The organism is Paraburkholderia sp. J11-2 (genome assembly GCF_905220185.1).
Lineage (GTDB): Bacteria > Pseudomonadota > Gammaproteobacteria > Burkholderiales > Burkholderiaceae > Paraburkholderia.
The window spans coordinates 143,910-167,906 of record NZ_CAJMYY010000022.1; the positions used below are offsets into that span (position 1 = coordinate 143,910).

Here is a 23,997-nt window from a genome sequence, read left to right on the forward strand (position 1 = left end):
GAATCAGAGGGTGAGAAAGCCCTTGTACAGGCCGAAAGCCGCCACCAATGCGCCAATCAGCACAGCGGCGAAAACGAACCTCTCGATGTTCGTGAACACGGGCTGGCCGACTTCGCGTTTCGCGCGCGCGAACAGCACGATGCCTGGCGCGTAGAGCAACGCGGAGAGCAGCACGTATTTGAGACCGCCGGCGTAAATGAGCCAGATCGCGTAGATCACGGCAACGCCCGCGATGACGAGGTCCTTGCTGCGCTCGCCGCTGTCGGTTTCGTACGTTTCGCCGCGCAGCGCGAGCAGGAATGCATAGGCCGCCGACCAGAAGTAGGGCAGCAGGATCATCGAGGTCGCGAGATAGATGAGCGAGAGATACGTGCCCTTCGAGAACAGCGTGATGACGAGGAAGATCTGCACCATGCCGTTCGTGAGCCACAGTGCGTTGGCCGGCACGTGCTTCGCATTTTCCTTGCGCAGGAAGTTTGGCATCGTGTGGTCGCGCGCGGCCGAGAAGATGATTTCGGCGCACAGCAGCACCCACGAGAGCAGCGCGCCCGCGAGCGACACGACCAGCCCCACGCTGATCAGAATCGCGCCCCAGTGGCCGACCACGTTTTCGAGCACGCCTGCCATCGAAGGATTCTGCAGGGCGGCGAGTTTGGGCTGCGTGAGCACACCGAGCGACAGCACGTTCACGAGCACGAGCAGAAGCAGCACGCCAACAAAACCGATGACCGTGGCCTTGCCGACATCGCTGCGCTTCTCCGCACGCGCGGAGAAGATGCTCGCGCCTTCAATGCCGATAAACACCCACACGGTCACGAGCATCATGTTGCGGACCTGGTTCGTCACGCTGCCGAGCTTGGGATTCATTTGTCCCCAGAAGTCGGCCGTGAAGATGCTGGAGCGGAAGGCAAACGCACAGAGAATAATGAAGAGGCACAGCGGCACCAGCTTCGCGACCGTGGTGATCTGGTTGACGATCGCGGCTTCCTTGATGCCGCGCAGCACGAGAAAGTGCAGCGCCCAGAGCAGCACCGAGGCGCAGATGATGGAGATCGGCGTATTGCCCTCGCCGAAGACCGGGAAGAAGTAGCCGAGCGTACTGAACAGGAGAACGAAGTAGCCGACGTTGCCGAGCCACGCGCTGATCCAGTAGCCCCACGCCGAGCCAAAGCCCATGTAGTCGCCGAAGCCGGCTTTCGCGAAGGCGTACACCCCGCCGTCGAGTTCGGGCTTGCGCACGGCCAGTGACTGGAACACGAACGCGAGCATGAGCATGCCGACCGCGGTGATCGCCCAGCCGATCAGCACCGCTCCGGCGTCGGCGCTGGCCGCCATGTTTTGCGGCAGCGAAAAGATACCGCCGCCCACCATCGAGCCCACGACGAGGGCGGTGAGCGCGCCGAGGCGCAGCCTGTTGGCGGCGGCTGGCGCGGCGGCGCTATCGGGTTTTGCGGCGGGGCGAGGCGTAGACGTCGATTCGGACATGCGCGGTCTCCTGTACGAGCCGGCAGGGCCGCAGATCTCGCGCTGCGCGCCAACCCGTCAACTTGCTTTGTGCCTGCGTCTGCAGCGCGCGTCGCATGCCGCGAGAGCGCAACCCGCGCCGCTACGCGCTCAATCTGATAGTGGGCGCGCGATCTGACAATAAGACCTTGGTCCGATAGGGAGAGGAGAACTGGCGGGAATTAGCGAAATTAAAGGCATTAGCGCATTGCATTTTTATGACAGCTCATATGCCAATTGCGTACGGGTTAAGTCATAAGCATGATCTCCCCGCAGAACAGGTGTTGTGCGCGGTGAGGAGAATCCGAGATTTGGTTGATTTGTGCGGTACAACACAGCATACGAATTGGAATATTCGTTGATTGAGTCCGGCAATAAAATGGTGGTCACGCGAGCGTATTCAATCCAGGCTTTTATTCGAAATATTAAAAATGAATACGGATTGACAATGCAATGACGCGCGACGTTAGCGGACATCGCTGTGAGTGAATGTAAGCGAGCGTCTTCCACTGGTTTCCCTGAATTGTTCGAGGCGCACCGGCTCCGGCACCATTAGGTCAGACAAACCCGCAAGCGCCCGCGCAACGAGATGAACGAAACGCTCACCGCATCCCCTCCGGCCTGGACTCCGACGCCGCAGCAGGTCGAATCGGCCCGCATCACCCAGTTCACGAAGTGGCTCGGCGACACGCGCGGTCTGACGTTCGACGACTACGACGCGCTATGGCGCTGGTCGGTCGAGGACGTCGACGCGTTCTGGTGCGCGCTCTGGGACTGGGCGCAGATTCCCTCGCGCGAGCCGCGCGGTGTGGCGCTCGCCGACGCCGCGATGCCCGGCGCGCGCTGGTTTCCCGGCGTCGAGTTGAACTACGTCGAACGGGCTTTCCAGCTTGCGAGCGAGGCACGACCCGCGATCGTGTCGCGCAGCGAGAGCGGCCCGACGGCCGGGCGCACGCGCGAATTGAGCTGGGCGGAGCTGCGCCGCCAGGTGGCGGCTTGCGCGGCCACGCTGCGGCGTATGGGCGTGACCCGCGGCGACCGCGTAGCGGCTTTCATGCCGAATACGCCCGAGACCGTCGTGGCATTTCTTGCCACGGCGAGCGTGGGGGCGATCTGGTCGGTGTGCTCGCCCGACATGGGCCCGCTCGCGGTCCTCGACCGCTTCCGGCAGATCGAGCCCAAGGTGCTGTTCGCCGTGGACGGCCATCGCTACGGCGGCAAGCCACACGACCGGCGCGAACTGATCCACCATTTGCTGCGTGAGTTGCCGAGCGTGGCGCACCTCGTGTTCGTCCCGCAGCTCGATCCCGACGCCAACGTGAAGGAGTATCCGCACGCGACGGCGTGGTGCGACGCGGTCGCGGGAAACGTCCCGCTGCATTTCGAGAGCGTGCCGTTCGACCATCCGCTGTGGATCGTCTATTCGTCGGGCACGACGGGCATGCCCAAGGCCATCGTGCATTCGCACGGCGGCATCGTGGTGGAGCACGTGAAGCTCACTGCGCTGCACCTCGACTTGAGCCCCGGCGACCGTTTCCACTGGTACGCCAGCACGAACTGGATCATGTGGAACTGCCAGGTGGGCGGCCTGCTCGCGGGGGCGACGCTCTGTCTCTACGACGGCAACCCCACGTACCCTGATGCGCAGGCGCTGTGGCGCTTCGTGGGCGAGACGGGCGTCACGTTCTTCGGCGCCGGGGCGGCGTATTTCCAGGGATGCCTGAAGTCCGGCGTCGAGCCGCGCGCGGCGGCGGATCTCTCGCGCCTGCGCGCGGTCGGCTCAACCGGCTCGCCGCTGCCCCCCGAAGCGTACGCGTGGATACTCGAACACGTGGGCCCGGTGTGGATCGACGCGATTTCGGGCGGCACCGATTTCGCGGGCTGCTTCCTCGCAGGCGTGCCGACCTTGCCGGTTTATCTCGGCGAAATGCAGTGCCGATGCCTTGGCGCGCGAGTCGAGGCGTTCGATGAGGCCGGGCACGCGCGCATCGACGAAGTCGGCGAACTCGTGTGTACCGCTCCCATGCCTTCGATGCCGCTCTACTTCTGGCGCGACGAAGCGAACCGCCGCTACCGCGAAAGCTACTTCGACATGTTTCCTGGCATCTGGCGCCACGGCGACTGGCTGCGCATCACCCCCCGGGGCGGCGCGATCATCTACGGACGTTCGGACGCCACCATCAACCGCCACGGCATTCGCATGGGCACGAGCGAGCTCTATCGCGCAGTGGAGTCGGTGCCGGAGGTGCTGGACAGCCTCGTGGTCGATCTGGAATACCTGGGGCGCGCCTCGTCAATGCCGCTCTTCGTGGTGTTGCGCCCTGGCGTCGAGCTGACCGACGCGCTCGCGCAGCGCATTCGCGCGCGCGTGCGCGAGGCGCTCTCGGCGCGCCACGTGCCCGACGAGATCCATCAGGTCGCGGCCGTTCCGCGCACGCTCTCGGGCAAGAAGATGGAGGTGCCGATCAAGCGGCTTCTGCTCGGGCAGCCACTCGAGAAAGTGGCCAATCCGGACACCATGGCCAACCCGGAAAGTCTCGCGTGGTTTGCTGAATTTGCGCGGGCGAGGGGCGAAGCGCACTAAGCGGCCCGCGGCAGCGCAAGACTTCGGGGCGCGGCAGCGCCGTTTTGGCCGCGCCGATTTAGAATGGCGCGCGCGGGCTGACGCCTATGTCGGCCCGTTTCCGCGGCCTTCCATTGTCAACGCATGCCATCGCCTAGCGCCACCGTTCCCATCTCGCTCGTCAACGGCTTTCTCGCCGGCGCCGGTGCCGAGCCCGCCGTGATCCGCCGCTATCTGAACGAGGCGGGCATCGCGCTGGAACTGCTCGCCAAGCCGGGCGGCCGGGTGACGGAAGAGCAGTTCTCCACGCTCTACCAGACGCTCGCCATCGAACTCGACGACGAGATGCCCGGCATCTTCAGCCGGCCGCTGCGCAGCGGCACGCTCAAGTTTCTCTGCCTGAGCCTGCTCGATGCGCGCAACCTCGAAACGGCGCTGCATCGCTTCGACCAGTTCTTCCACATCGTGCTCGACGATTTCCGGCTCGAATCGCGCCGCCAGGGGCTCGTGGCCCAGGTGGCATTACGCGCCAATGCTGCGTATGGCGCGATCGGGCCGCTCGGGCAGGAACTGACGCTCAAGCTCGCACACGGCGTGTGTTCCTGGCTGATCGGCCAGCGCATTCCGCTTCTGCAGGTCGATTTCGCCTGTGCGCAGCCGCCGCACGCGCTCGATCACCGCTACTTCTTCCATGGGCCCGTGCGCTTTGGCAGCGAGGCCACGCTGATGCGCTTTAGCGCGGCCTATCTCGACATGCCGATCCGGCAGAGCAAGCGCAACCTGCGCGCGTTTCTCGCGCGCTCGCCCGGCGACTGGATCTTCGAAACGTTCAGCGAGCAGCTCGTGAGCCACAACGTGCGCCAGTACCTTGCCGCGCAGCTGCCCGACCTGCCGACCATCGAAGCGGCGGCCGACAGCCTGCACTGCTCGGTCCGTACGCTCTGCCGGCGTCTTGCCGCGGAGGAGACCACGTTCCAGGCGCTCAAGGACGAACTGCGCCGCGACGTGGCGATCCAGCGCCTCACCGACACCCAGGACACGATCGCGGCCATCGGCGGCGATCTCGGTTTCGACGACCCCAGCGCCTTCCATCGCGCCTTTCGCCACTGGACCGGCAGCACGCCCGGCACGTATCGCCGCCGCGGCTGAGCGCCGCCCGCCACAAAGCGCGCACGCCCACCCATGATGGGTGGGCACAGCGGCCAATAGCGTGGCCAGAATTGTCACCATGTGGTCCGGTTTGGACAGTGGTCTGGCGACCGATTGCCGCTACGATCCGTCCTGTACTGCCGCAACGTGGCCACCCAGACATCCCAGGCCCGGCGGCGCATCCATTTTGACCCCTGAGTGACTGGAAGGACCGATCATGAGCTACAACGCCCCCGTCAAGGACATGCTGTTCGTGCTGAAAGAGCTGGCCGGCATCGACGCCGTCGCAACCCTGCCGGGTTTCGAGGACGCTGGTTTCGACACCGCACAGGCCGTGCTGGACGAGTGCGCGAAGCTCTCCGGCGAAGTCATCGCGCCGCTGAACGTGGAAGGCGACCGCACGCCGAGCAGCTGGCGCGACGGCGAGGTCACGGCAACGCCGGGCTTCGCGCTCGCGTTCCGCCAGTATGTCGAGGGCGGCTGGCAGGGTCTGCAGCATCCGTCCGAGTTCGGCGGCCAGGCGCTGCCCAAGCTGATCGCCACGCCTTGCATCGAAATGCTCAACGCGGCGAACCTCTCGTTCGCGCTGTGCCCGCTGTTGACCGACGGCGCCATCGAGGCGCTGCTCACCGCGGGCAGCGAGGAACTGAAGGCGCGCTACGTGCCGAAGCTCATCTCGGGTGACTGGACCGGCACGATGAACCTCACCGAGCCGCAGGCCGGCTCCGACCTCGCACTCGTGCGCTCGCGCGCCGAACCGCAGGGTGACGGCACGTACAAGGTCTTCGGCACGAAGATCTTCATTACGTGGGGCGAGCACGACATGGCGGAGAACATCGTTCACCTCGTGCTGGCGCGCACCCCCAACGCACCCGAAGGCGTGAAAGGCATTTCGCTCTTCGTGGTGCCGAAGTTCCTCGTGAACGACGACGGCTCGCTCGGCGCGCGCAACGACGTGCATTGCGTGTCGATCGAACACAAGCTCGGTATCAAGGCAAGCCCGACGGCCGTGCTGCAATACGGCGACCATGGCGGCGCGATCGGCTATCTCGTGGGCGAGGAGAATCGCGGCCTCGAATACATGTTCATCATGATGAACGCGGCGCGCTTTGGCGTGGGCATGCAGGGCGTGGGCGTCGCGGAAAGCGCGTACCAGAAGGCCGTGGCGTACGCGAAGGAGCGTGTGCAGAGCCGCCCCGTCGACGGCTCGCTCAAGCAGTCGGCGACCATCATTCATCATCCGGACGTGCGCCGCATGCTCGGCTCGATGCGCGCGATGACCGAAGGCGCCCGTGCGCTCGCTTATGTCGCCGCGGCCTATAGCGACAACGCGCACTACCACGCCGACCCTGAAGTGCGCGCCCGCAATCTCGCGATCTACGAATACCTCGTGCCGATCGTGAAGGGCTGGAGCACGGAAATGGTCAACGAGGTGACGAGCCTCGGCGTCCAGGTGCATGGCGGCATGGGCTTCATCGAGGAAACGGGCGCCGCGCAGTACTACCGCGACGCGCGCATTCTCGCGATCTACGAAGGCACCACGGCGATTCAGGCGAACGACCTGGTCGGCCGCAAGACGGTGCGCGACGGCGGCGCGGTGGCGAAGGCGTTGCTTGGCGAGATCGCACGCACTGCCGAAGAACTCGGGCAGGCCGGCGGCGCGGCAGCGGCATCGATGCGCGAGCAGCTGGAAAAGGGCGCGCGTTCGCTGGCGAACGTCGTCGACTACGTGGTTGCGAACGTCAAGAGCGACCCGAACGCGGTGTTCGCTGGCAGCGTGCCGTATCTGAAGCTTGCGGGCATCGTGCTGTGCGGCTGGCAAATGGCGCGCGCGCTGCTCGTGTCGCAACGCGAACTCGCGAACGACGCCGAGTTCCACGGCGCGAAGATCGCGATCGCGCAGTTCTACGCAGAGCACATTCTCCCGCAGGCAGGCGCCCTCGAAACGTCGATCCTGGCCGCAAAGGGCGACGCTGGCGTGCTCGCGCTGAGCGAAGTGCAGTTTTGATAGAGCGGTTTAGGGCGCTCAGTTAGCAAGCAAGGAAGAGGATATGTCGTCGAGTGATCTGATTGCGCAGTACGGCCCACGTGAGTCGATGGAATACGACGTCGTGATCGTCGGCGGTGGCCCCGCCGGGCTGTCCGCTGCGATCCGCCTGAAGCAGCTGGCCGCGGAAAAAGGCGCTGAAATCGGCGTTTGCGTGCTGGAAAAGGGCTCGGAAATCGGGGCGCATATCCTCTCGGGCGCGGTCATGGATCCGCGTGCCCTGAACGAGCTGATGCCGGACTGGAAGGAACAGGGCGCACCGCTGAACGTGCCCGTGACTGAGGACAAGTTCCTGTTTCTCACGGAGACCGGCGCGAAGGGCGTGCCGAACTGGGCGCTGCCCGACAACTTCAAGAACCACGGCAATTACGTCATCAGCCTCGCCAATGTCACGCGCTGGCTGGGCCAGCAGGCCGAGGCGCTGGGCGTGGAAATCTTCCCCGGTTTTCCAGCTGCGGAAGTGCTCTACAACGACGATGGTTCCGTGAAGGGCGTCGCCACCGGCAACATGGGTGTCGGCAAGGACGGCGAGCCTACCGAGAACTTCCAGCTCGGCATGGAGCTGCACGCCAAATACACGCTGTTCTGCGAAGGCTGCCGCGGTCACCTGGGCCGTCAACTGAACGAGAAGTTCAAGCTGGGCAAGGATTCGGACCCGCAGGTCTACGGCCTCGGCATCAAGGAACTGTGGGAGATCGATCCGGCGAAGCACCAGCCGGGCCTCGTGATCCACACGGCCGGCTGGCCGCTCGAATCCGATACGTATGGCGGCTCGTTCCTCTACCACACCGACAACAACCAGGTGATGGTGGGCTTCGTTGTCGGTCTCGCATACCAGAACCCGTACCTTTCGCCGTTTGAAGAGTTCCAGCGTTACAAGACGCACCCGGAAATCCGCAAGTACCTCGAAGGCGGCAAGCGCGTGTCGTATGGCGCACGCGCGATCACCGCAGGCGGCCTGATGTCGCTGCCCAAGCTCGTGTTCCCGGGCGGCGCGCTCGTGGGCGACGACGCGGGCTTCCTGAACGCCTCGCGCATCAAGGGCAGCCACGCGGCGATCAAGACCGGCATGCTGGCCGCAGATGCGGCGTTCGAAGCCGTGCAGGCCGGCCGCCAGAGCGATGAACTCGCGGCGTACCCCGAAGCGTTCAAGCAGTCGTGGCTCTACACGGAGCTGTACAAGGCGCGCAACTTCAAGCAGTGGATGAGCAAGGGCCTGTATCTCGGCACGCTGATGGTGGGCATCGAGCAGAAGCTGCTGGGCGGCAACGTGCCGTGGACGCTGCATCACCAGCACCGCGATCACGAGATGCTGAAACCGGCTTCGCAGTGCAAGCCAATCGAGTATCCGAAACCTGATGGCAAGCTCACGTTCGACCGGCTCTCCTCGGTGTTCATCTCGAACACGAACCACGAAGAGAATCAGCCCGCGCACTTGACGCTCAAGGATGCGAGCGTGCCCGTCGGTATCAACCTCACGACTTACGCCGGCCCCGAGGCGCGCTTTTGCCCCGCAGGCGTCTATGAGTTCGTGAAGGACGAGCAGGACGACCATCGTCTGCAGATCAACGCGCAGAACTGCGTGCACTGCAAGACCTGCGACATCAAGGACCCGACGCAGAACATCGTGTGGGTCACGCCGGAAGGCGGCGGCGGTCCGAACTATCCGAACATGTAAGCGCGGGGCCGCGCGTTCGCGCCCCTTGTAGAACCATTCCCTTGCGCCGGCTCCACCCACCGCTACCGGGTGGGTTCAACTGCGACGGTTTGCCGTATGTTCATCGTGACGGCAACAACGCAACGGAGACAGGGAATGGGCGTATTGAGCGGTTTTCGCGTGCTGGAGTTCGAGGCAATCGGCCCGGCTCCCTTCGGCACGATGCTGCTGGCCGACATGGGGGCGGACATCATCCGCGTGAACCGGCCCGTTGCCCCCGACGATCTCGGGCCGAAGCGCGATGGCGTGCATGTGGATGTGACGGGGCGCGGCCGCCGCTCGATCACGCTCGACCTCAAGCGTCCCGAAGCGGCACAGGTCGCACTGGACCTGATTGCCGAGGCCGATGTCCTCATCGAGGGCTTTCGCCCCGGCGCAATGGAGCGGTTGGGTCTCGGCCCCGAAGCGGCGCTCGCGCGCAATCCGAAACTCGTCTATGGCCGCATGACCGGCTGGGGGCAGAGCGGGCCGCTCGCACAGCGCGCCGGCCACGACCTCAACTACATCGCGCTATCGGGCGTGCTTTCCGGCATCGGGCGCGCAGGAGAGGCGCCGGTGCCGCCGCTGAACCTCGTGGGCGACTATGGCGGCGGCGGCATGCTGCTCGCGCTCGGTGTGGTGGCGGCGCTATGCAACGTGCAGCGCGGCGGCGCGGGCCAGGTGGTGGACGCGGCCATGGTCGAGGGCGCGGCGCAACTCGGCTCGATCGTGTGGGGGCTGATCGCGTCCGGCAACTGGCGCGAAGCACGCGAGAGCAATCTGCTCGACGGCGGCACGCCCTGGTACGACAGCTATCTCACGAAAGATGGCCACTACATGGCGGTGGGCGCGGTGGAATCGCGCTTCTATGCGCAGTTGCTCGATAAACTCGGGCTTGCCCATGCCGACCTGCCGAAGCAGCACGACCGTAACGGTTGGCCCGTGCTGCGGCAGCATTTCGAGGCGGCGTTCCTCACGCGTACACGCGACGAATGGTGCGCCGTGTTCGAGGGAAGCGACGCCTGCGTCGCGCCCGTGCTGGGCTTTTCCGAAGCGCCGAGGCATCCGCACAACGTTGCGCGCGCAAGCTTCATCGAGGCGCACGGCGTCGTGCAGCCGGCGCCCGCGCCGCGCTTCTCGGCTACGCCTTCGGCCATCGGCCGCCAGCCACCGGCGCGAGGCGAACACGGCCTTGCCGCGCTGCTCGACTGGGGCTTCGACGAAGGGACGATTGCGCGCATGCGAGAGCATGGGCTCGGTTATCAGGAGTAAGTGACGCTGCACGGCGCGATTGTGCGTATCGAGCAGCGGCATCGAATGTATCGATCTGGAGGAAGACATGAAGGTGTTGGTAGCAATCAAACGCGTGGTGGACGCCAACGTGAAGGTTCGCGTCAAGGCGGACGGCTCGGGCGTCGATCTCGCGAACGTCAAGATGAGCATCAATCCGTTCGACGAAATCGCCGTTGAGGAGGCCGTGCGGTTGAAGGAGCAGGGCGTGGCGAGCGAGGTGGTCGCCGTGTCGTGCGGTCCCGCCGCGTGCCAGGAAACGCTGCGCACGGCCATGGCGATCGGCGCCGACCGTGGCGTGCTGATCGAAACGGACGCCGCGCTCGAACCGCTCGCCGTCGCCAAGCTCCTCAAGGCGCTGATCGAGAATGAAGCGCCGCAACTCGTGATCCTCGGCAAGCAGGCCATCGACGATGACTGCAACCAGACGGGCCAGATGCTGGCCGCGCTCACCGCGCGCCCGCAGGCGACGTTCGCGAGCAAGGTCGAGATCGCAGAGGGCAAAGCACGCGTGACGCGCGAAATCGACGGCGGCCTCGAGACCGTGCAGCTTGCGCTGCCGGCCATCGTGACGACCGACTTGCGCCTGAACGAGCCGCGCTACGCGACGCTCCCCAACATCATGAAGGCCAAGAAAAAGCCGCTCGACACGACCACGCCCGCGCAACTCGGCGTGGACGTCGCGCCGCGCCTCACCACGCTCAAGACCGCGGAGCCGGCGGGCCGCGCGGCCGGCGTCAAGGTGCCCGACGTCGCGACGCTCGTCGCGAAGCTGAAGAACGAAGCGAAAGTGATCTGAAGGAAAGCAAATGACTGCTGGTAAACCGGTTCTGGTCGTCGCCGAGCACGACCACGTCTCGATCAAGTCGGCCACCCTCAACACGGTGACGGCCGCCCTCCAATGCGGCGATGACGTGCACGTGATGGTGGCGGGTCACAACGCGGCAGGCGCGGCAGAGGCAGCGTCGCGCATTGCGGGGGTTGCGAAGGTGCTCCACGCGGATGGCGCGGCACTCGCCGATTCGCTCGCCGAAAACGTCGCCGCGCAAGTGCTGGCCGTGGCCGCCAATTATGGCCACATCCTTTTTGCCGCCACGAGTGCGGGCAAGAACGTCGCGCCTCGCGTGGCCGCGCTGCTGGACGTCGCGCAGATCTCCGAGATCACGCGCGTGGTGAGCGCGGACACGTTCGAGCGGCCAATCTACGCGGGTAACGCGATTCAGACCGTGCAAAGCGCCGAAGCAGTGAAGATCCTCACGGTGCGCATGACGGGCTTCGATGCAGCGGCGCAGGGCGGCGCCGCACAGGTCGAAAGTGTCGCAGCGGTTGCGGACAGCGGCCTGAGCGCGTTCGTCGAACGCGTTGTGACGAAGAGCGAGCGGCCCGAGCTTGCGGATGCGCGCATCGTCGTGAGCGGCGGTCGGGCGCTTGGCAGCAGCGAGAAGTTCAACGCCGTGCTCACGCCGCTCGCCGACAAGCTCGGCGCCGCGCTTGGCGCGAGCCGCGCAGCCGTGGATGCCGGCTTCGCTCCGAACGACTGGCAAGTGGGGCAGACCGGCAAGATCGTCGCGCCTCAGGTGTACATCGCGTGCGGCATTTCCGGCGCGATCCAGCATCTCGCGGGCATGAAGGACTCGAAGGTGATCGTGGCGATCAATAAGGATGCCGAAGCGCCGATCTTCAGTGTGGCCGATTTCGGCCTCGAAGCGGACCTGTTCGAGGCAGTGCCTGAACTGGTGGCGACGCTCTAGGCGAAGCGTTGCGGCCAGTGCAAGCGTCACTGGCCGCGCCGAAAATTTTCCGGGTTTTCCGGTGCGTGCCGTCGATGCGGCTTGTGGCAGGCAGGGTGCGATGCGCCTTGCCTGCCATTTTTTATGCCCGCGTTTTTTTACGTGAGTGAATACCAGTACATGCCGTCGTCGCGCAGTTCGCGTTTCACTTCGCCGCGGTAGGTCAGGTAGTTCAGGCACGCAAGGCTCTCGCCGGTCGCGAGGCTCATCTGCGCGAGATCGTCCTCGCCAATGCGCCGCGCGAACAGCGCACCGAACACGTCCACGGCGCGGCGTGGTTCGGCGAGCGTTGCGCGCAGACGTGCGAGGCTCTTGTCCTGCCCCTGGCGCAAACGCTCGATGCGCGCGTGGAGCCCGTAAAAGCAGTCGTTATGCGAGGGAAGCACGAGCACATCGTCGGGCACTTCGCGTTGCAGTTTGTCGAACGAGGCGTACCACTGGGCCATGGGGTCCGCGTCGGGCTCGATCGGATAAACCGAGACGTTCGAGGAGATGCGTGGGAGCACCTGGTCGCCGGAAACGAATAGCTTGAGCGCCGGGCAGTAGAAGCAGGCGTGTTCCGGCGAATGCCCCATGCCGACGATCACGCGCCAGTCGTGCGCGCCGATGCGCACGACCTCGCCGTCCTGCAGGCGCCGGAAGCTTTCTGGCAGTGCGTGGATATACTGGCCAAAGCGGCCAAAACGCGCGCGGTAGACATCGATTGCCGACTCGCTCCAGCCCGCGCGGCGATAAAAGTCGAGCGCGTCGGCGGGCGCTTCGCGGCCCGTGTCGGCGGCGGCCACGCGGCAGTTGAAGTACTCAGTGCGCGTCATCCAGAGCCGGCAGTCGAATGCGCGCGTGAGCCAGCCGGCCATGCCCACATGATCGGGGTGCATATGCGTGGCCAGCACGCGCGTCACGCGGGAGGCCGCTCGCGCCTCGCCGCCTTGCGCGAGGATCGCGCGCCACACGTCCGTGGCAGCGTCCGTGCGTGCGCCCGTATCGATGACCGCGCAACCGTCGGCCTCGTCGATGAGCCACACGTTGATGTGGTCGAGCGCCCAGGGCAGCGGCATGCGCAGCCAGCGCACGCCCGGCGCGATCTCGAGGGTCGAACCGGGCGCAGGCGGTTCTGCGTAAGGGTAGCGCAGCGCCGTTTGCGGGCTGTGGGAGAGGTCTTCGGTGCGTTCGGTCATGCTTCGTGGCACATAAGGAAATGGGGCGCGCAAACTTGCGCGCATCGCGCAGGATAGCGCGAACGCGGCGTGGCCGCCCACCTTCGTTTGGGGGGCAGAGTGCATGACGCGCGAGCCTGAGGCACGACTTCGTACTGCCCACACCTGTTTACTTTTGTTTCCGCTTGTTGCGTCTCGTTGCCGCCTGTTTCGCTTTGTTGCCAGATGACGACGCCGGATGGCGTAGCATCGCCCCTCAACGTCGATATTTATTGCGCCGCAACAAAATGATGCCTACACTGACTTGGTCTGCCGGCTACCTCGACGCTTTCGCAAAGGAGGGCGTGACATGACGACTCGATCAAACCTATCGCATGCATCGCCAAAGCTGCACGTCTTCGAACAGGAAGGAGGGTGGCATTGGGGCATCACCATCCCTCGCAGCGCGGGTAGTGGCTTCAAGCTCATCGCGTACAGCGAAACGGCCTTCAACGGCGAGAGCGAAGCGCTGCGCGACGGCAGCCGTGCGCTCGAAAATCTTCCGGTAGACGCGGCGCTCGCGTTCGCGTCCTGAAATCGCGCATGCGATAAGCGCGTTCGCGCAATCTCTTTGCGGCACATGCAGCAGATGAAGTTCTGCGTGGCGCCGCCGGGCGCATGGCGCCGCTCACATCATTCCCCGCCTTCTTCGCTCGTCCTGCGGCTGCCATGGCTGGCCGCGACGCAGGCAATCCCCTGGTTCGCGTTCAGGACGCCGCTTGCAGGCTACGCGGCGGCCGACTCTGGCACGTTTCTGGAGCGGCGAGTTTTCATAAGTTATCGATGCATTGTGATAAGAATAGTTATCGCAACAGCATGTTTTTGCTACCTCGTATGGAGCGTGTGTAGCGATTTTGCTGAAAAGCGGCAGGCTTGCACGTCGCGGCTTTCGCGCGACGTGCAAGCGGATCACAAACGCGCGTGCATAGCGGTCGTCAGACAGCCTCTGTCACATGCTTCGCTCGTCATCCAATCTTGTTGGCCTGCTCCTTCGCAAGCAGGCGTTGAGCCTGATGATCTCCGCGGTTGGCTTCTTGCGCGGTCTGCACCGATGATTCGGTGGCTTCGGCCAATGCAGCGCGTGCGGCGTTGCTGATCGTGACGGCATAGGAAGCCGACGGCGTCGAACTCGGTGTCGTCGTAGTGGACTGCGTCTGCGTCGTGCTGGCCGGTTGCGCAGCGGCAGTCGCCTGCTGGTTCTGCGCGCCGGTATTCGCCACAGTTGCAGTGGCGGGTTGGCTAGAAACTGCCTGGATTGTCATTAGAAGGTCTCCAAAGAAAGAGAGAAAAACCGCGAACAGCGCACGGTTTATCGGAGCACCTTCCAAATACTTAAGCAGTATTTATTTCGTGAAAAGGAGTCAAATTAAGGCTCGCATAAGCTACGGTTCAATTCGCGTCGACGCCATTCATAATGCCTCGCCCTCAAGCCTTGGTACGCCTGCCTGTCGAAGCCTTCGCCCGCAATTTCTGGAATGAAAGCGACTTTTATTCAGGTAAAAGGCGGGTAAAACTTTGCCATCGAAAAAATAGGGACTCCACGTCGGGAATATCGCTTCGATAAGGAGTTCATCAGAATCCAAAGCTACCATCCCGCAGATCTTTCAAGTTTTCTCTGGAAATCTATCTTGCTGCCGCTTACGAACAACGTGACTCACGATAACTGGTCCACATGGGTGCTCCGGCAGCGTCATGGCGACGATCGCGCCCATGAGCACGAGGTCCGTGCTGAGATCACGAAATACGCAGACCGCGTCCTGGATTACGTTCGCCTTCGTCCGGGCATGACACTGGCCGACATCGGCACGGGTGATGGTCTCGTGGGGTTTCGCGCGATCGAACGGGCCGGCGCCTCGCTGAGGGTGCTCATGACCGATGTTTCGCCTGCGTTGCTGCGGCACACGGAAGAGACCGCCAGAAGTCTGGGTGTGAGAGGGCAGTGCGCATTCACGCACGGCAGCGCCGAGAAGCTGGAAGGCATTGCCAATGACGCGGTCGATGCCGCCACGATGCGCGCGGTTCTCGCGTATGTGGAAGACAAGCCCGCTGCGATGCGAGAGCTCTATCGAATACTCAAGCCAGGCGCTCGCTTTGCCATCGCGGAGCCGATTTTGCGCGACGAAGCGCTTGAGGTCTGCATGCTCAAGCAACTGGTCGATGCCCGTGCATTCAACACCGAGGATCCGTTCTTTCCCTTGCTGCTTCGATGCCGGGCGGCACAGTTCCCCGACACGGAGGAGAAAGCGCGCGCGCTGCCGATTACAAACTACGGTGAGCGCGACCTTGTGCGCTTCGCGATCGACGCGGGATTCACAGACATTCATCTGGAATTGCACATCGAAGTGCGAACGGAAGACAGTCTTCCCTGGGAAACGTTTCGCCGTACCTCGCCTCACCCGCTGGCGCCCAGTCTGGAAGAGGTCTTCGAGAAGGAGTTTACCGGCGATGAGCGCATGTACCTGGAAGCTCGCATGCGTGCGATTTTCGAAAGCGGGGCGCAGCTCGGCGCGGAGCGCATTGCGTATCTGACGGCGAAAAAGCCGTAGGTATCGCACCCGAACGCCTGCTTAAGGATTGCATAAGCGTATACCCTGCAGAATGCGCCGCATGCCTGACGCTACGCCACGAACGTGTGGTGTCTGCGTTCAGGTTCAGGCTCGCGCATTCATGCAGCGCGGGATTGGCTCAAGGAGTGCATTTTGCCCAGTCCGCAGTCTCGCGCGACGTTGCCGCGCGTCTTTCGTCTCTCCATTCCTGTTAGCTCGCGTGCCACGCTCGTCGCTTTGACATCGGGCGCCGCGCTGCTTGCCGGATGCGCAAGCTACATGGTGCAGCCATTGGCTACCGGGCCTTCGTTGATCAAGCAGGACGCGCTTGCACGGGTTCAGATCGATCCCGCGAAAATGCCGTTGCCCGAGCTTGCAGCACATCGCTTCGATCCGACGGACGGCTTTGACATCGAAGACGTCGCGATGCTGGCCGTCGCCAATAATCCCGACCTGAAACTTGCGCGCGACGATCTTGGCATTGCGCAAGCGCAGGCGTTTTCGGCAGGACTCCTGCCAGACCCACAGGTGAGCATTTCCAGCGACTATCCAGGCGCTGTGGGGCTCTCGCGCGCGTTCAGCTATGGCCTGAGCATGGACGTGATGGCGATTCTCACGCGTGGCGCGAACACGAAATCCGCCAACGCCACGGTTCGCAAGACCGACCTCGGTCTGCTCTGGCAGGAGTGGCAGGTCGTGGCGCAGGCCAAGCAACTGTACGTGAGAGCGCGCTTCCAGGACGAGGTGTTGCCGCTGCTCGGGCAGCAGACGGAGCTGGCCCGCACGCGTTACGAACGCTCCGCGCGCGCGGCAAGCGAGCACAACGTGACGGCTGACCTTGTCACTGCGTCGCTCACCGCATACGAAGACGCGCGCAAGCAATACACCGATATGCAACGCGCGCGCGAGCAGACGCACCACGACCTCAACGCGCTGCTCGGACTCGCGCCCGACACGACGCTGGCGCTTGCAGGCGACACGACAGTCACGCCGCTAGCCGATGGCACACTCGATTCCGCCATTGCGATGCTGGCGCAGCGCCGTCCCGATCTGATTGCGTTTCAGGCCGGCTACGAAGCGCAGGAGCAGAAGTACCGCGCCGCAATCTTGAGCCAGTTCCCGAGCCTCTCGGTGGGCTTTACACGGCAGCGCGACACTTCGGAAATCTACACGAGCGGCTTCGCAATCAATCTCACGTTGCCGGTATTCAATCGCAATCGCGGCAATATCGCCATCGAGCAAGCGACGCGACAGCGCCTGGCGGACGAATACCAGACCCGCCTGAACGCGGCTTACGCGGATATCGCGCACCTGCGTGCGGACAGCGCGATCGCCACGCATCAGCTCGATCAGGACGACGCCGCGCTGCCAGCGCTCGAGCGCGCCGCCGCGCAGGCGGCCAACGCCTATGCGGCGCGCAACATCGTGCTTGGGCAGTACGTCGATGCGCAAAGCGCGGCGCTCGCGCGCCGTATCGACGCCGCCACCGCGCGCGAAGCACTAGCGGAACAACGCATTGGCCTCCAGGCGCTGCTCGGCAGTGCGATTCCCGATCCGTATCGGACTCCGCCCGCGCGAGGCGCCACTGCTGAGAGCGCGTCCTCCAACACCTTCGTCGCACGTTGATCCCTATGACTGACCAACGCTTCCTTTGCGGCACGCGTACGCGTGTCGCCGTCTGCGTACTCGGCGGGGCGGCCGCGCTCGCTGCCAGCGCAGTGCTGTTCGCACCGCATGCCGCGCGGGCAGACGACACCGGCACGACGGGCAGCGCGCCTGCGCCTTCTGCTGCCGTGCAGGTCGTGCACGTGACGCGCGAGCCGGTTTCTCAAACCGTTGTCGCTTTCGGCTCGGTTGCATCGGCCGCCTCGAACGCCACGACCGTCAGCCTTCCGTATCTCGCACGCGTCACGCGCGTGCTCGTACAGTCCGGACAAACCGTCGCGCGCGGCGCGCCGCTCTTCGTCGTGCAAGCCGATCCGAACGCCGTGATCGCCTATACCCAGGCACAGAGCGCCGCGACGCTCGCCCGTGGCGAACTCGCGCGCACCGGCGCGCTTTTGCACGACGGTCTTGCCACGCAATCGCAGTTGGCCGCCGCGCAAAAGGCGCTCGACGACGCACAACAGGCGCTCGCCGCACAACGCGCGACGGGCATTGCCGCGGGTTCGAAAACCGTCACCGCGCCAGTGGCCGGCGTAGTCGCGCAGCTTGCCGCCGTGCCGGGCGACCAGATCCAGGCGGGCACGGCGCTCGCCCAGCTTGTTGCAACCGATGGTCCCGCGAGCCATGCCGCGAACATAACGCTAGGCGTTGAACCGGCCGACGCGCTCACGCTGCGCGCCGGCGACCGCGTCGTGTTGCGCCCACTGTCCGCCGCGCTCGGTTCGCAGCGTGCACAAGGGCGCGTCGTGCTCGTTGGCGCAGCGATCGATGCGCAAAGTCAGCTCGTGAATGTCGGTGCGAACGTACCGCTCACGGGCACCGCGTTCCTGCCAGGCACGCGCGTGCGGGCCGACATCGACACGCAGACCGGCACGTGGTGGAACGTGCCGCGCGCCTCGGTGCTTCAGGACGCGAAGGGCAGCTATCTGTATCAGGTTGCGCCGAACAACAATGCGCACCGTGTCGATGTGATCGTGAAAGTCGAGCATGGCAATACGTACGGCGTGGATGGTGCGCTCGACGCCTCGCGGCCGCTCGTGGTCGTCGGCAACTACGAACTCGAAGACGGCATGGCCGTGCGCGTGGCGCAAGGCGGCAAGCGATGACGTTCAGCCAGTGGATGCAGCGCCATCGGCGCTCGCTTCTGTTCGTGATCGCGCTTGCCGCGCTTGCCGGTGCGCTCACCGCGCTGCGTCTGCCGATCTCGCTCTTTCCGAACGTGTCTTTCCCGCGCGCCGTGATCTCGCTCGACGCGGGCGATCGTCCCGCTGAACAGATGGCGACGCTCGTCACGATGCCGGTGGAAGAGGCGTTGCGGCGCGTGCCGAACGTGCGCGACGTGGAATCCCGCACGAGCCGCGGCGCGGCTGAGATCTCGCTGAATTTCGACTGGGGCACGGACATGGCGCAAGCCACGTTGCAGGCACAGTCGGCCATCGCCGAGATCCTTGCCACGCTGCCGCCCGGCACCACGATGCAGGTGCGGCGCATGGATCCGACGGTGTTTCCGGTCCTCGCGTACAGCCTGACGTCGTCGCGATTGTCGCTCTCGCAACTCTACGATCTCGCGCAGTTCCAGTTGCGTCCGCTGCTTTCCTCGGTTGCGGGCGTGGCACGCGTGGACGTGACGGGCGGGGCGCGAGACGAGCTCGAGGTTGCCGTCGATCCCGCGCGCCTCGCGGCGTACAAGCTTTCGGTCGCCGATGTCTCGCGCGCGATCGGTGCGGGCAACGTGCTGATGGCCACCGGCCGCATCGAGGACCACCACAAGCTCTATCTCGTCGTAGCGAATTCGGCATTCAGCGGGCTCGATACGCTGAAAAACGTAGTCGTTTCCTCCGCGGGCGCGACGCAGATCCGTCTCGGCGATGTCGCCACCGTCGCTCGGGGGACCGTGCCGCAATGGATTCGCGTGACTGCCGATGGTCACGACGCCGTGCTGATCAACGTCTTTCAGCAGCCTGGCGCGAACAGCGTGGCGATGGCGCAAGCGATTCGCGCGCGCATCAAGGACTTTGGCGCGCAGATGCCGCAAGGCGTGAAGCTCGCGAACTGGTACGACCAGAGCGAACTCGTGATCGCCTCGGCCACGAGCGTGCGCGATGCCATCATGATTGGCATCGTGCTCGCGGCGCTCACGCTCTTCGTGTTCCTGCGCAACACGAAGATCACGCTCATTGCCGTGGCGCTCGTGCCGGTGGTGATGGCCGCGACGATTCTGCTGCTAGACGTGTTCGGCATGGGCTTCAACATCATGACGCTAGGCGGGATGGCGGCGGCAGTGGGCCTCGTGATCGACGATGCGATCGTGATGATCGAGCACATCGCGCGGCGCATGCGCGAAGCCGGCGCGCAAGCGTTCCATGGCCGCGTGATGAGCGCGGCGCTCGAATTCACGCGGCCGCTCGCCGGCTCTTCAGCGGCAACGCTGATCATCTTCGTGCCGCTGGCGTTTCTCTCGGGCGTCACGGGGGCGTTTTTCAAGGCGCTTTCCGTGACAATGGCGAGCGCGCTCTTTATTTCGTTTCTGGTGACCTGGCTTGCCATTCCGATTCTTTGCGACCGCTGGCTCACGGCGCAAGACGCCGAGGAGCATCGCGAAACGCGTTTCGCCGCATGGCTGAACCGGACCTATGCGCGGCTCGTCTCGCGCGTGAGCGCGCGGCCCATGTGGGTGCTCGCGCTTGTCGTGCCGCTCGCGCTGCTGTCGGCGCTTGCGTTCACGCGCGTGGGGAGCGGCTTCATGCCGTCGATGGACGAGGGCGGTTTCGTGCTCGACTATCACACGCAGCCGGGAACGTCGATCACGGAAACCGATCGTCTGATGCAGCAAATCGAGGCGATCATTCGCGCGAATCCGAATGTGGCCACCTATTCGCGGCGCACCGGCGCGGGACTGGGCGGCGACTTGAACGAGCCCAACAAGGGTGACTTTTTCGTGCGGCTGAAGTCGGGCAGCCGGGAGCCGATCGACACCGTGATGGAGGAGATCCGTTCGCAGATCGAATCAAACGTGCCTGGTGTGAGCGTCGAGCTTGCGCAGTTGATGGAGGACCTGATCGGCGACCTCACGGCGGTTCCCCAGCCCGTGCAGATCAAGATCTACTCGGACGACCAAAACGTGCTCGACAAGACGGCGCAGCGTGTGGCCGCACGCATCGGCAAGATTGGCGGCATCGTCGACGTGAACGACGGCATTAACCCTGCCGGCGACGCCATCGACCTGCGCATCCGTCCCGATGCGGCGGCTGCCGAGGGCATGGACCCGCAGGCCATCGCGCAGCAGGTCTCGGATCTGCTGGACGGCAACGTCGCCACGCAGTTCCAGAACGGCCCGAAGACGGTCGGCGTGCGCGTGCGTGCGCAAGGCGCGCTGCAAATGACGGACACCGAACTCGCACGCCTGCCGTTGCGCGCGCCGGACGGGCATGTGTTCGCGCTGTCGCGCGTTGCCGACCCGGTGCATGTGAGCGGCCAGCCCGAGATCAGCCGTGACAACCTCAAGCGCATGGTGGCGGTGACGGCGCGCATTGATGGTCGAGACCTCGGCTCGACCATCGCCGACGTGCAGCGCGCGCTCGCCGATTCCGCGTTGCTGCCAAAGGGCGTCTATTACGAGCTTGGCGGGTTGTACCAGCAACAGCAGATCGCGTTCAGAGGCCTGCTCGCGGTATTCGGCGCAGCCGTGGCGCTGGTGTTCGGCTTGCTGCTGTTCCTCTACGAACGCTTTCGTGTGGCGCTCGCGGTCATGGCGATGCCGCTGCTCGCCACCGGCGCCGTTTTCATCGGCCTGTGGGTGACGGGCATCGAGCTGAACATCTCCGCGATGATGGGCATGACGATGATCGTCGGCATCGTGACGGAGGTGGCGATCTTCTATGTCTCCGAGTTTCAGGGGCTCGTGCGCGACGAAGGCATGCCGCTCGAGGAGGCGTTGCAGGCCGCGGGCCGCAACCGCCTGCGGCCCATCGCGATGACGACCATCGCAGCCATTCTCGCGTTGCTGCCGCTTGCCTTCGCAATCGGCCAGGGTTCCGCGATGCAGCAACCGCTCGCCGTTGCGATCATCTCGGGCCTGATCGTGCAGATGCCGCTTGTGCTGCTGGTGCTGCCGGTGCTGCTACGCCTCCTGCTGCGGCTGAAGGAGGGCAGGTGAGCGGCGGCCGTGCGTTTGCAGACGTGGCGTTGCGAAGTCGTTTCCACCGTATCGATTTCTCTTATCGGCGGCCGGGTCGCTAACCTGGTCTGCCGGACTCCCGCCTTCGAGGGATAGTCCGCGCGAAGCCTTGCCCAGCTTGGCGCTGCGCGGCTCGTCGTGAGCCACGGGCACGCCTTGCGCGCGCGTTTTTGCTTGTGGAGCGCCCCTCGCTTGCCGTTAACCCGATGTAGTTTTCCGCTTTCACCGTTTCTATCTTGACGAAAAATCATTTCGTGCAGGAATACAAGAGGAGATGGCGATGAGCGGCAATGCAAGCGTGGGTGAGGGTGGATATCAAGGAACGAGAACGGCAATCGACGGCAAGCCGACTCTCGGTGCAATTGTGCGCGCCGGCATTGCCGGCGGCTTGACGGGCGCGGTGATCATCTGGATTTACGAGGCGCTGATCTGGGTTGGCGCCCAGCATCTCATGCCGCTTGCGGGCATTCCCCGCAACGCCACCGGCCTCGTGTTCGGCAAGGGCGTACAGGAGGCGCTCGGCATCTGGGCGTATTTCCTCGGGACTGCCATCCATTTCTTCTTCGCCATTGGCTGGGGCGTGCTGTTCGCCGCGATCTGGCCGTATTTCCGCCGCCGCGGCTACGAGGCCACGTTCGTCGCGCTCTTTTACGCGATCTTTGCCTGGATCGTCATGCACGTGGCGATCAGCATCGCATCCGACAACCATCCTAACTACTACGACCCGGTCGTCATCATCGGCGGTTTCATGTCGCACTTTTGCTTCACCGTGCCGCTCGCACTCGTGGTCAAGCGCATGCTCGCGACCGGGCCCGCACGCTGACGCCTTAATACCGTCACCGATCTATCAAAAAGTTAACAACAGGGGAATATGACGATGCCGTTAAATAGAGGAATCCTTAGTTTGTCGGTGATCAGTGCGGCGATCATCGCCAGTACGCCGGCAATGGCGCAATCGTCGGTGACGCTTTATGGCGTGCTGGACGTGTTCGCCGGCTACCAGAACACGAAAGTCGCCGGCAAGACCACGTCGCTCGCCGTGCTCGGCAATAACGGCTTGATGACGAGCCGGTGGGGCTTGCGCGGCACGGAGGACTTAGGCGGGGGCTACCGCGTGAATTTCGCGCTGGAGAGCGGCTTCGATCCGGGCACGGGCAAGTTGCAGAACAGCTATCGCTTCTTCGATCGACAGGCGTGGGTCGGTGTGGGCGGTGGGTTCGGCGAGGTGCGCTTCGGCCGGCAGAACACGCCGATGTTCGCCTGGAGCGGCAATATGGACGCCTTCAGCGCGGCCACTTACGCCTCGGGCTACAACAACTTCGCGAACTGGCTGGCGCGCGTGGACAACGATATTGCGTGGATCTCGCCGAAGTTCGTGGGCACGCAGGTCGAGCTGCACTATTCAGTGGGCGGACAGCCCGGCACGCTCGCGGGCAATGCGGTGTATCAGGCCGGCGTGCAGACCACCCAGGGTCCGGTTTATCTCGCGCTCGCGTATTTGAATGCGGCGAATGCCACGGCCTCCAACCGTGTGCAGGAATTCATGGCGGGCGGCAATCTCGACTACGGGTGGGGGCGTATCTACGTCGGTTACTTCCGCGCCAACGACGTGATTTCCGCGACCACCGGCAACGCGCTCAGCAACCCCGCGGGCAAATATGACCCGACGGTGGGTCCGGTTGGCAACACGGCCGGGGACTGGCACAGCACGTATTCGCTTTCGGCCGACTACCGGTTCTCCCCGTTCTTCAGCGTGGGCGCGGGTGCTGCCTACACCAAGGACAGCACGCACCTTGGCAACGACGCCCTGCAATATGGGGCAATCGTCAACTACGATCTTTCGAAGGGGACGCGGCTCTACGGCACGGTATCCGAATTGAAGAACTACGGTACCGCGCAGTTCAAGATGGCGGGCGCCAGCATTACGACGGGTTCGTTCCTCACGCCTGGACCCGGTCAGAGCGAATTCGGCGTGCAGGTCGGCATCCGGCATCTGTTCTAGCGTTCGCGTGCGCAACGAGACCATGCGCAGCGCGTAGACGTACACGCCATCACTTCGTGGCCATCGGACATTGGATAGCGGTCCCTCGGTCGTAAGTACTACGATCGTGATTGCAAGGGCGATGTTGTCGCTTTTTCGATTCCGCTCACGGCAGTCGCCGTGCATCGAAATATGCAAACCTTGCAGCGGAAGACGGGCTCGCCGGACGCCAGCGCACCGAAAGGAGGGCGCTTGGCGAGCCGGCGTATTTCCATTTGTCGATGGAGGCGCCATGAAAGCACTGGTCTACAACGGTCCGGGCAAATTTGCGGTCGAATCGCGGCCGATACCCGCCTTGCAGGGTCCCGGCGATGCAATCGTCAAGCTGTCGAAG

At 64.3% G+C, this 23,997-nt stretch carries 17 protein-coding genes; 14 read left to right on the forward strand and 3 right to left on the reverse strand.

From position 1 onward, the window contains the following. Nucleotides 1–3 precede the first annotated feature (3 nt). Complete coding sequence (gene arcD, locus U5A57_RS28210; RefSeq protein WP_321914913.1) at nt 4–1,485, reverse strand: arginine-ornithine antiporter; 1,482 nt, start codon at nt 1,483–1,485, stop codon at nt 4–6. Between the two features lie 607 nt (nt 1,486–2,092). Here arcD and U5A57_RS28215 point away from each other — a divergent pair. The 7 genes from U5A57_RS28215 (at nt 2,093) to U5A57_RS28245 (ending at nt 11,999) form a co-directional block, all read left to right on the forward strand. Then, nucleotides 2,093–4,087 (forward strand): acetoacetate--CoA ligase, encoded by a 1,995-nt coding sequence (locus U5A57_RS28215; RefSeq protein WP_321914914.1) that lies wholly within the window; start codon nt 2,093–2,095, stop codon nt 4,085–4,087. 123 nt (nt 4,088–4,210) lie between these two features. Beyond that, nucleotides 4,211–5,215, forward strand: coding sequence for an AraC family transcriptional regulator (locus U5A57_RS28220; RefSeq protein WP_321914915.1), 1,005 nt, complete (start codon nt 4,211–4,213; stop codon nt 5,213–5,215). Nucleotides 5,216–5,432: 217 nt separating this feature from the next. Further along, complete coding sequence (locus U5A57_RS28225; protein WP_321914916.1) at nt 5,433–7,223, forward strand: acyl-CoA dehydrogenase; 1,791 nt, start codon at nt 5,433–5,435, stop codon at nt 7,221–7,223. 43 nt (nt 7,224–7,266) lie between these two features. Beyond that, nucleotides 7,267–8,940 (forward strand): electron transfer flavoprotein-ubiquinone oxidoreductase, encoded by a 1,674-nt coding sequence (locus U5A57_RS28230; protein ID WP_321914917.1) that lies wholly within the window; start codon nt 7,267–7,269, stop codon nt 8,938–8,940. Between the two features lie 135 nt (nt 8,941–9,075). Beyond that, nucleotides 9,076–10,230, forward strand: coding sequence for a CaiB/BaiF CoA-transferase family protein (locus U5A57_RS28235; RefSeq protein ID WP_321914918.1), 1,155 nt, complete (start codon nt 9,076–9,078; stop codon nt 10,228–10,230). A 67-nt stretch (nt 10,231–10,297) separates the two neighbouring features. Beyond that, nucleotides 10,298–11,047 carry an electron transfer flavoprotein subunit beta/FixA family protein gene (locus U5A57_RS28240; protein WP_321914919.1) on the forward strand — a complete coding sequence of 250 codons (750 nt, stop codon included), beginning with the start codon at nt 10,298–10,300 and terminating at the stop codon, nt 11,045–11,047. Nucleotides 11,048–11,057: 10 nt separating this feature from the next. Continuing rightward, on the forward strand, nt 11,058–11,999 hold the full coding sequence (locus U5A57_RS28245; protein ID WP_321914921.1) for an electron transfer flavoprotein subunit alpha/FixB family protein: 942 nt from the start codon (nt 11,058–11,060) through the stop codon (nt 11,997–11,999). A 137-nt stretch (nt 12,000–12,136) separates the two neighbouring features. Here the strand turns inward: U5A57_RS28245 and U5A57_RS28250 are convergent, their stop codons facing one another. Beyond that, nucleotides 12,137–13,216, reverse strand: a complete 1,080-nt coding sequence (locus U5A57_RS28250) for an MBL fold metallo-hydrolase (protein WP_321914922.1) — start codon at nt 13,214–13,216, stop codon at nt 12,137–12,139. A 328-nt stretch (nt 13,217–13,544) separates the two neighbouring features. On the opposite strand from U5A57_RS28250, the gene U5A57_RS28255 reads away from it, so the two are divergent. Beyond that, nucleotides 13,545–13,769 (forward strand): hypothetical protein, encoded by a 225-nt coding sequence (locus U5A57_RS28255; RefSeq protein WP_321914923.1) that lies wholly within the window; start codon nt 13,545–13,547, stop codon nt 13,767–13,769. 430 nt (nt 13,770–14,199) lie between these two features. Here the strand turns inward: U5A57_RS28255 and U5A57_RS28260 are convergent, their stop codons facing one another. Then, nucleotides 14,200–14,496: a hypothetical protein gene (locus tag U5A57_RS28260; protein ID WP_321914924.1), complete on the reverse strand. Its 297-nt coding sequence runs from the start codon at nt 14,494–14,496 to the stop codon at nt 14,200–14,202. A gap of 366 nt (nt 14,497–14,862) precedes the next feature. Between U5A57_RS28260 and U5A57_RS28265 the strand changes: the two genes are divergently transcribed. The 6 genes from U5A57_RS28265 (at nt 14,863) to U5A57_RS28290 (ending at nt 23,624) form a co-directional block, all read left to right on the forward strand. Continuing rightward, nucleotides 14,863–15,780, forward strand: a complete 918-nt coding sequence (locus U5A57_RS28265) for a class I SAM-dependent methyltransferase (RefSeq protein WP_321914925.1) — start codon at nt 14,863–14,865, stop codon at nt 15,778–15,780. A 153-nt stretch (nt 15,781–15,933) separates the two neighbouring features. Then, a complete protein-coding gene (locus tag U5A57_RS28270) occupies nt 15,934–17,406 on the forward strand; it encodes a TolC family protein (RefSeq protein WP_321914926.1) in 1,473 nt (490 codons plus the stop codon). 5 nt (nt 17,407–17,411) lie between these two features. Beyond that, on the forward strand, nt 17,412–18,551 hold the full coding sequence (locus U5A57_RS28275) for an efflux RND transporter periplasmic adaptor subunit (RefSeq protein ID WP_321914927.1): 1,140 nt from the start codon (nt 17,412–17,414) through the stop codon (nt 18,549–18,551). Continuing rightward, nucleotides 18,548–21,601, forward strand: a complete 3,054-nt coding sequence (locus U5A57_RS28280) for an efflux RND transporter permease subunit (protein WP_321914928.1) — start codon at nt 18,548–18,550, stop codon at nt 21,599–21,601. Before U5A57_RS28275 ends, U5A57_RS28280 begins: the two co-directional genes overlap by 4 nt. Before the next feature lie 301 nt (nt 21,602–21,902). Continuing rightward, complete coding sequence (locus U5A57_RS28285) at nt 21,903–22,445, forward strand: hypothetical protein (protein WP_321914929.1); 543 nt, start codon at nt 21,903–21,905, stop codon at nt 22,443–22,445. An 87-nt stretch (nt 22,446–22,532) separates the two neighbouring features. Continuing rightward, nucleotides 22,533–23,624 carry a porin gene (locus U5A57_RS28290; RefSeq protein WP_321914933.1) on the forward strand — a complete coding sequence of 364 codons (1,092 nt, stop codon included), beginning with the start codon at nt 22,533–22,535 and terminating at the stop codon, nt 23,622–23,624. The last annotated feature ends 373 nt before the right edge of the window (nt 23,625–23,997 follow it).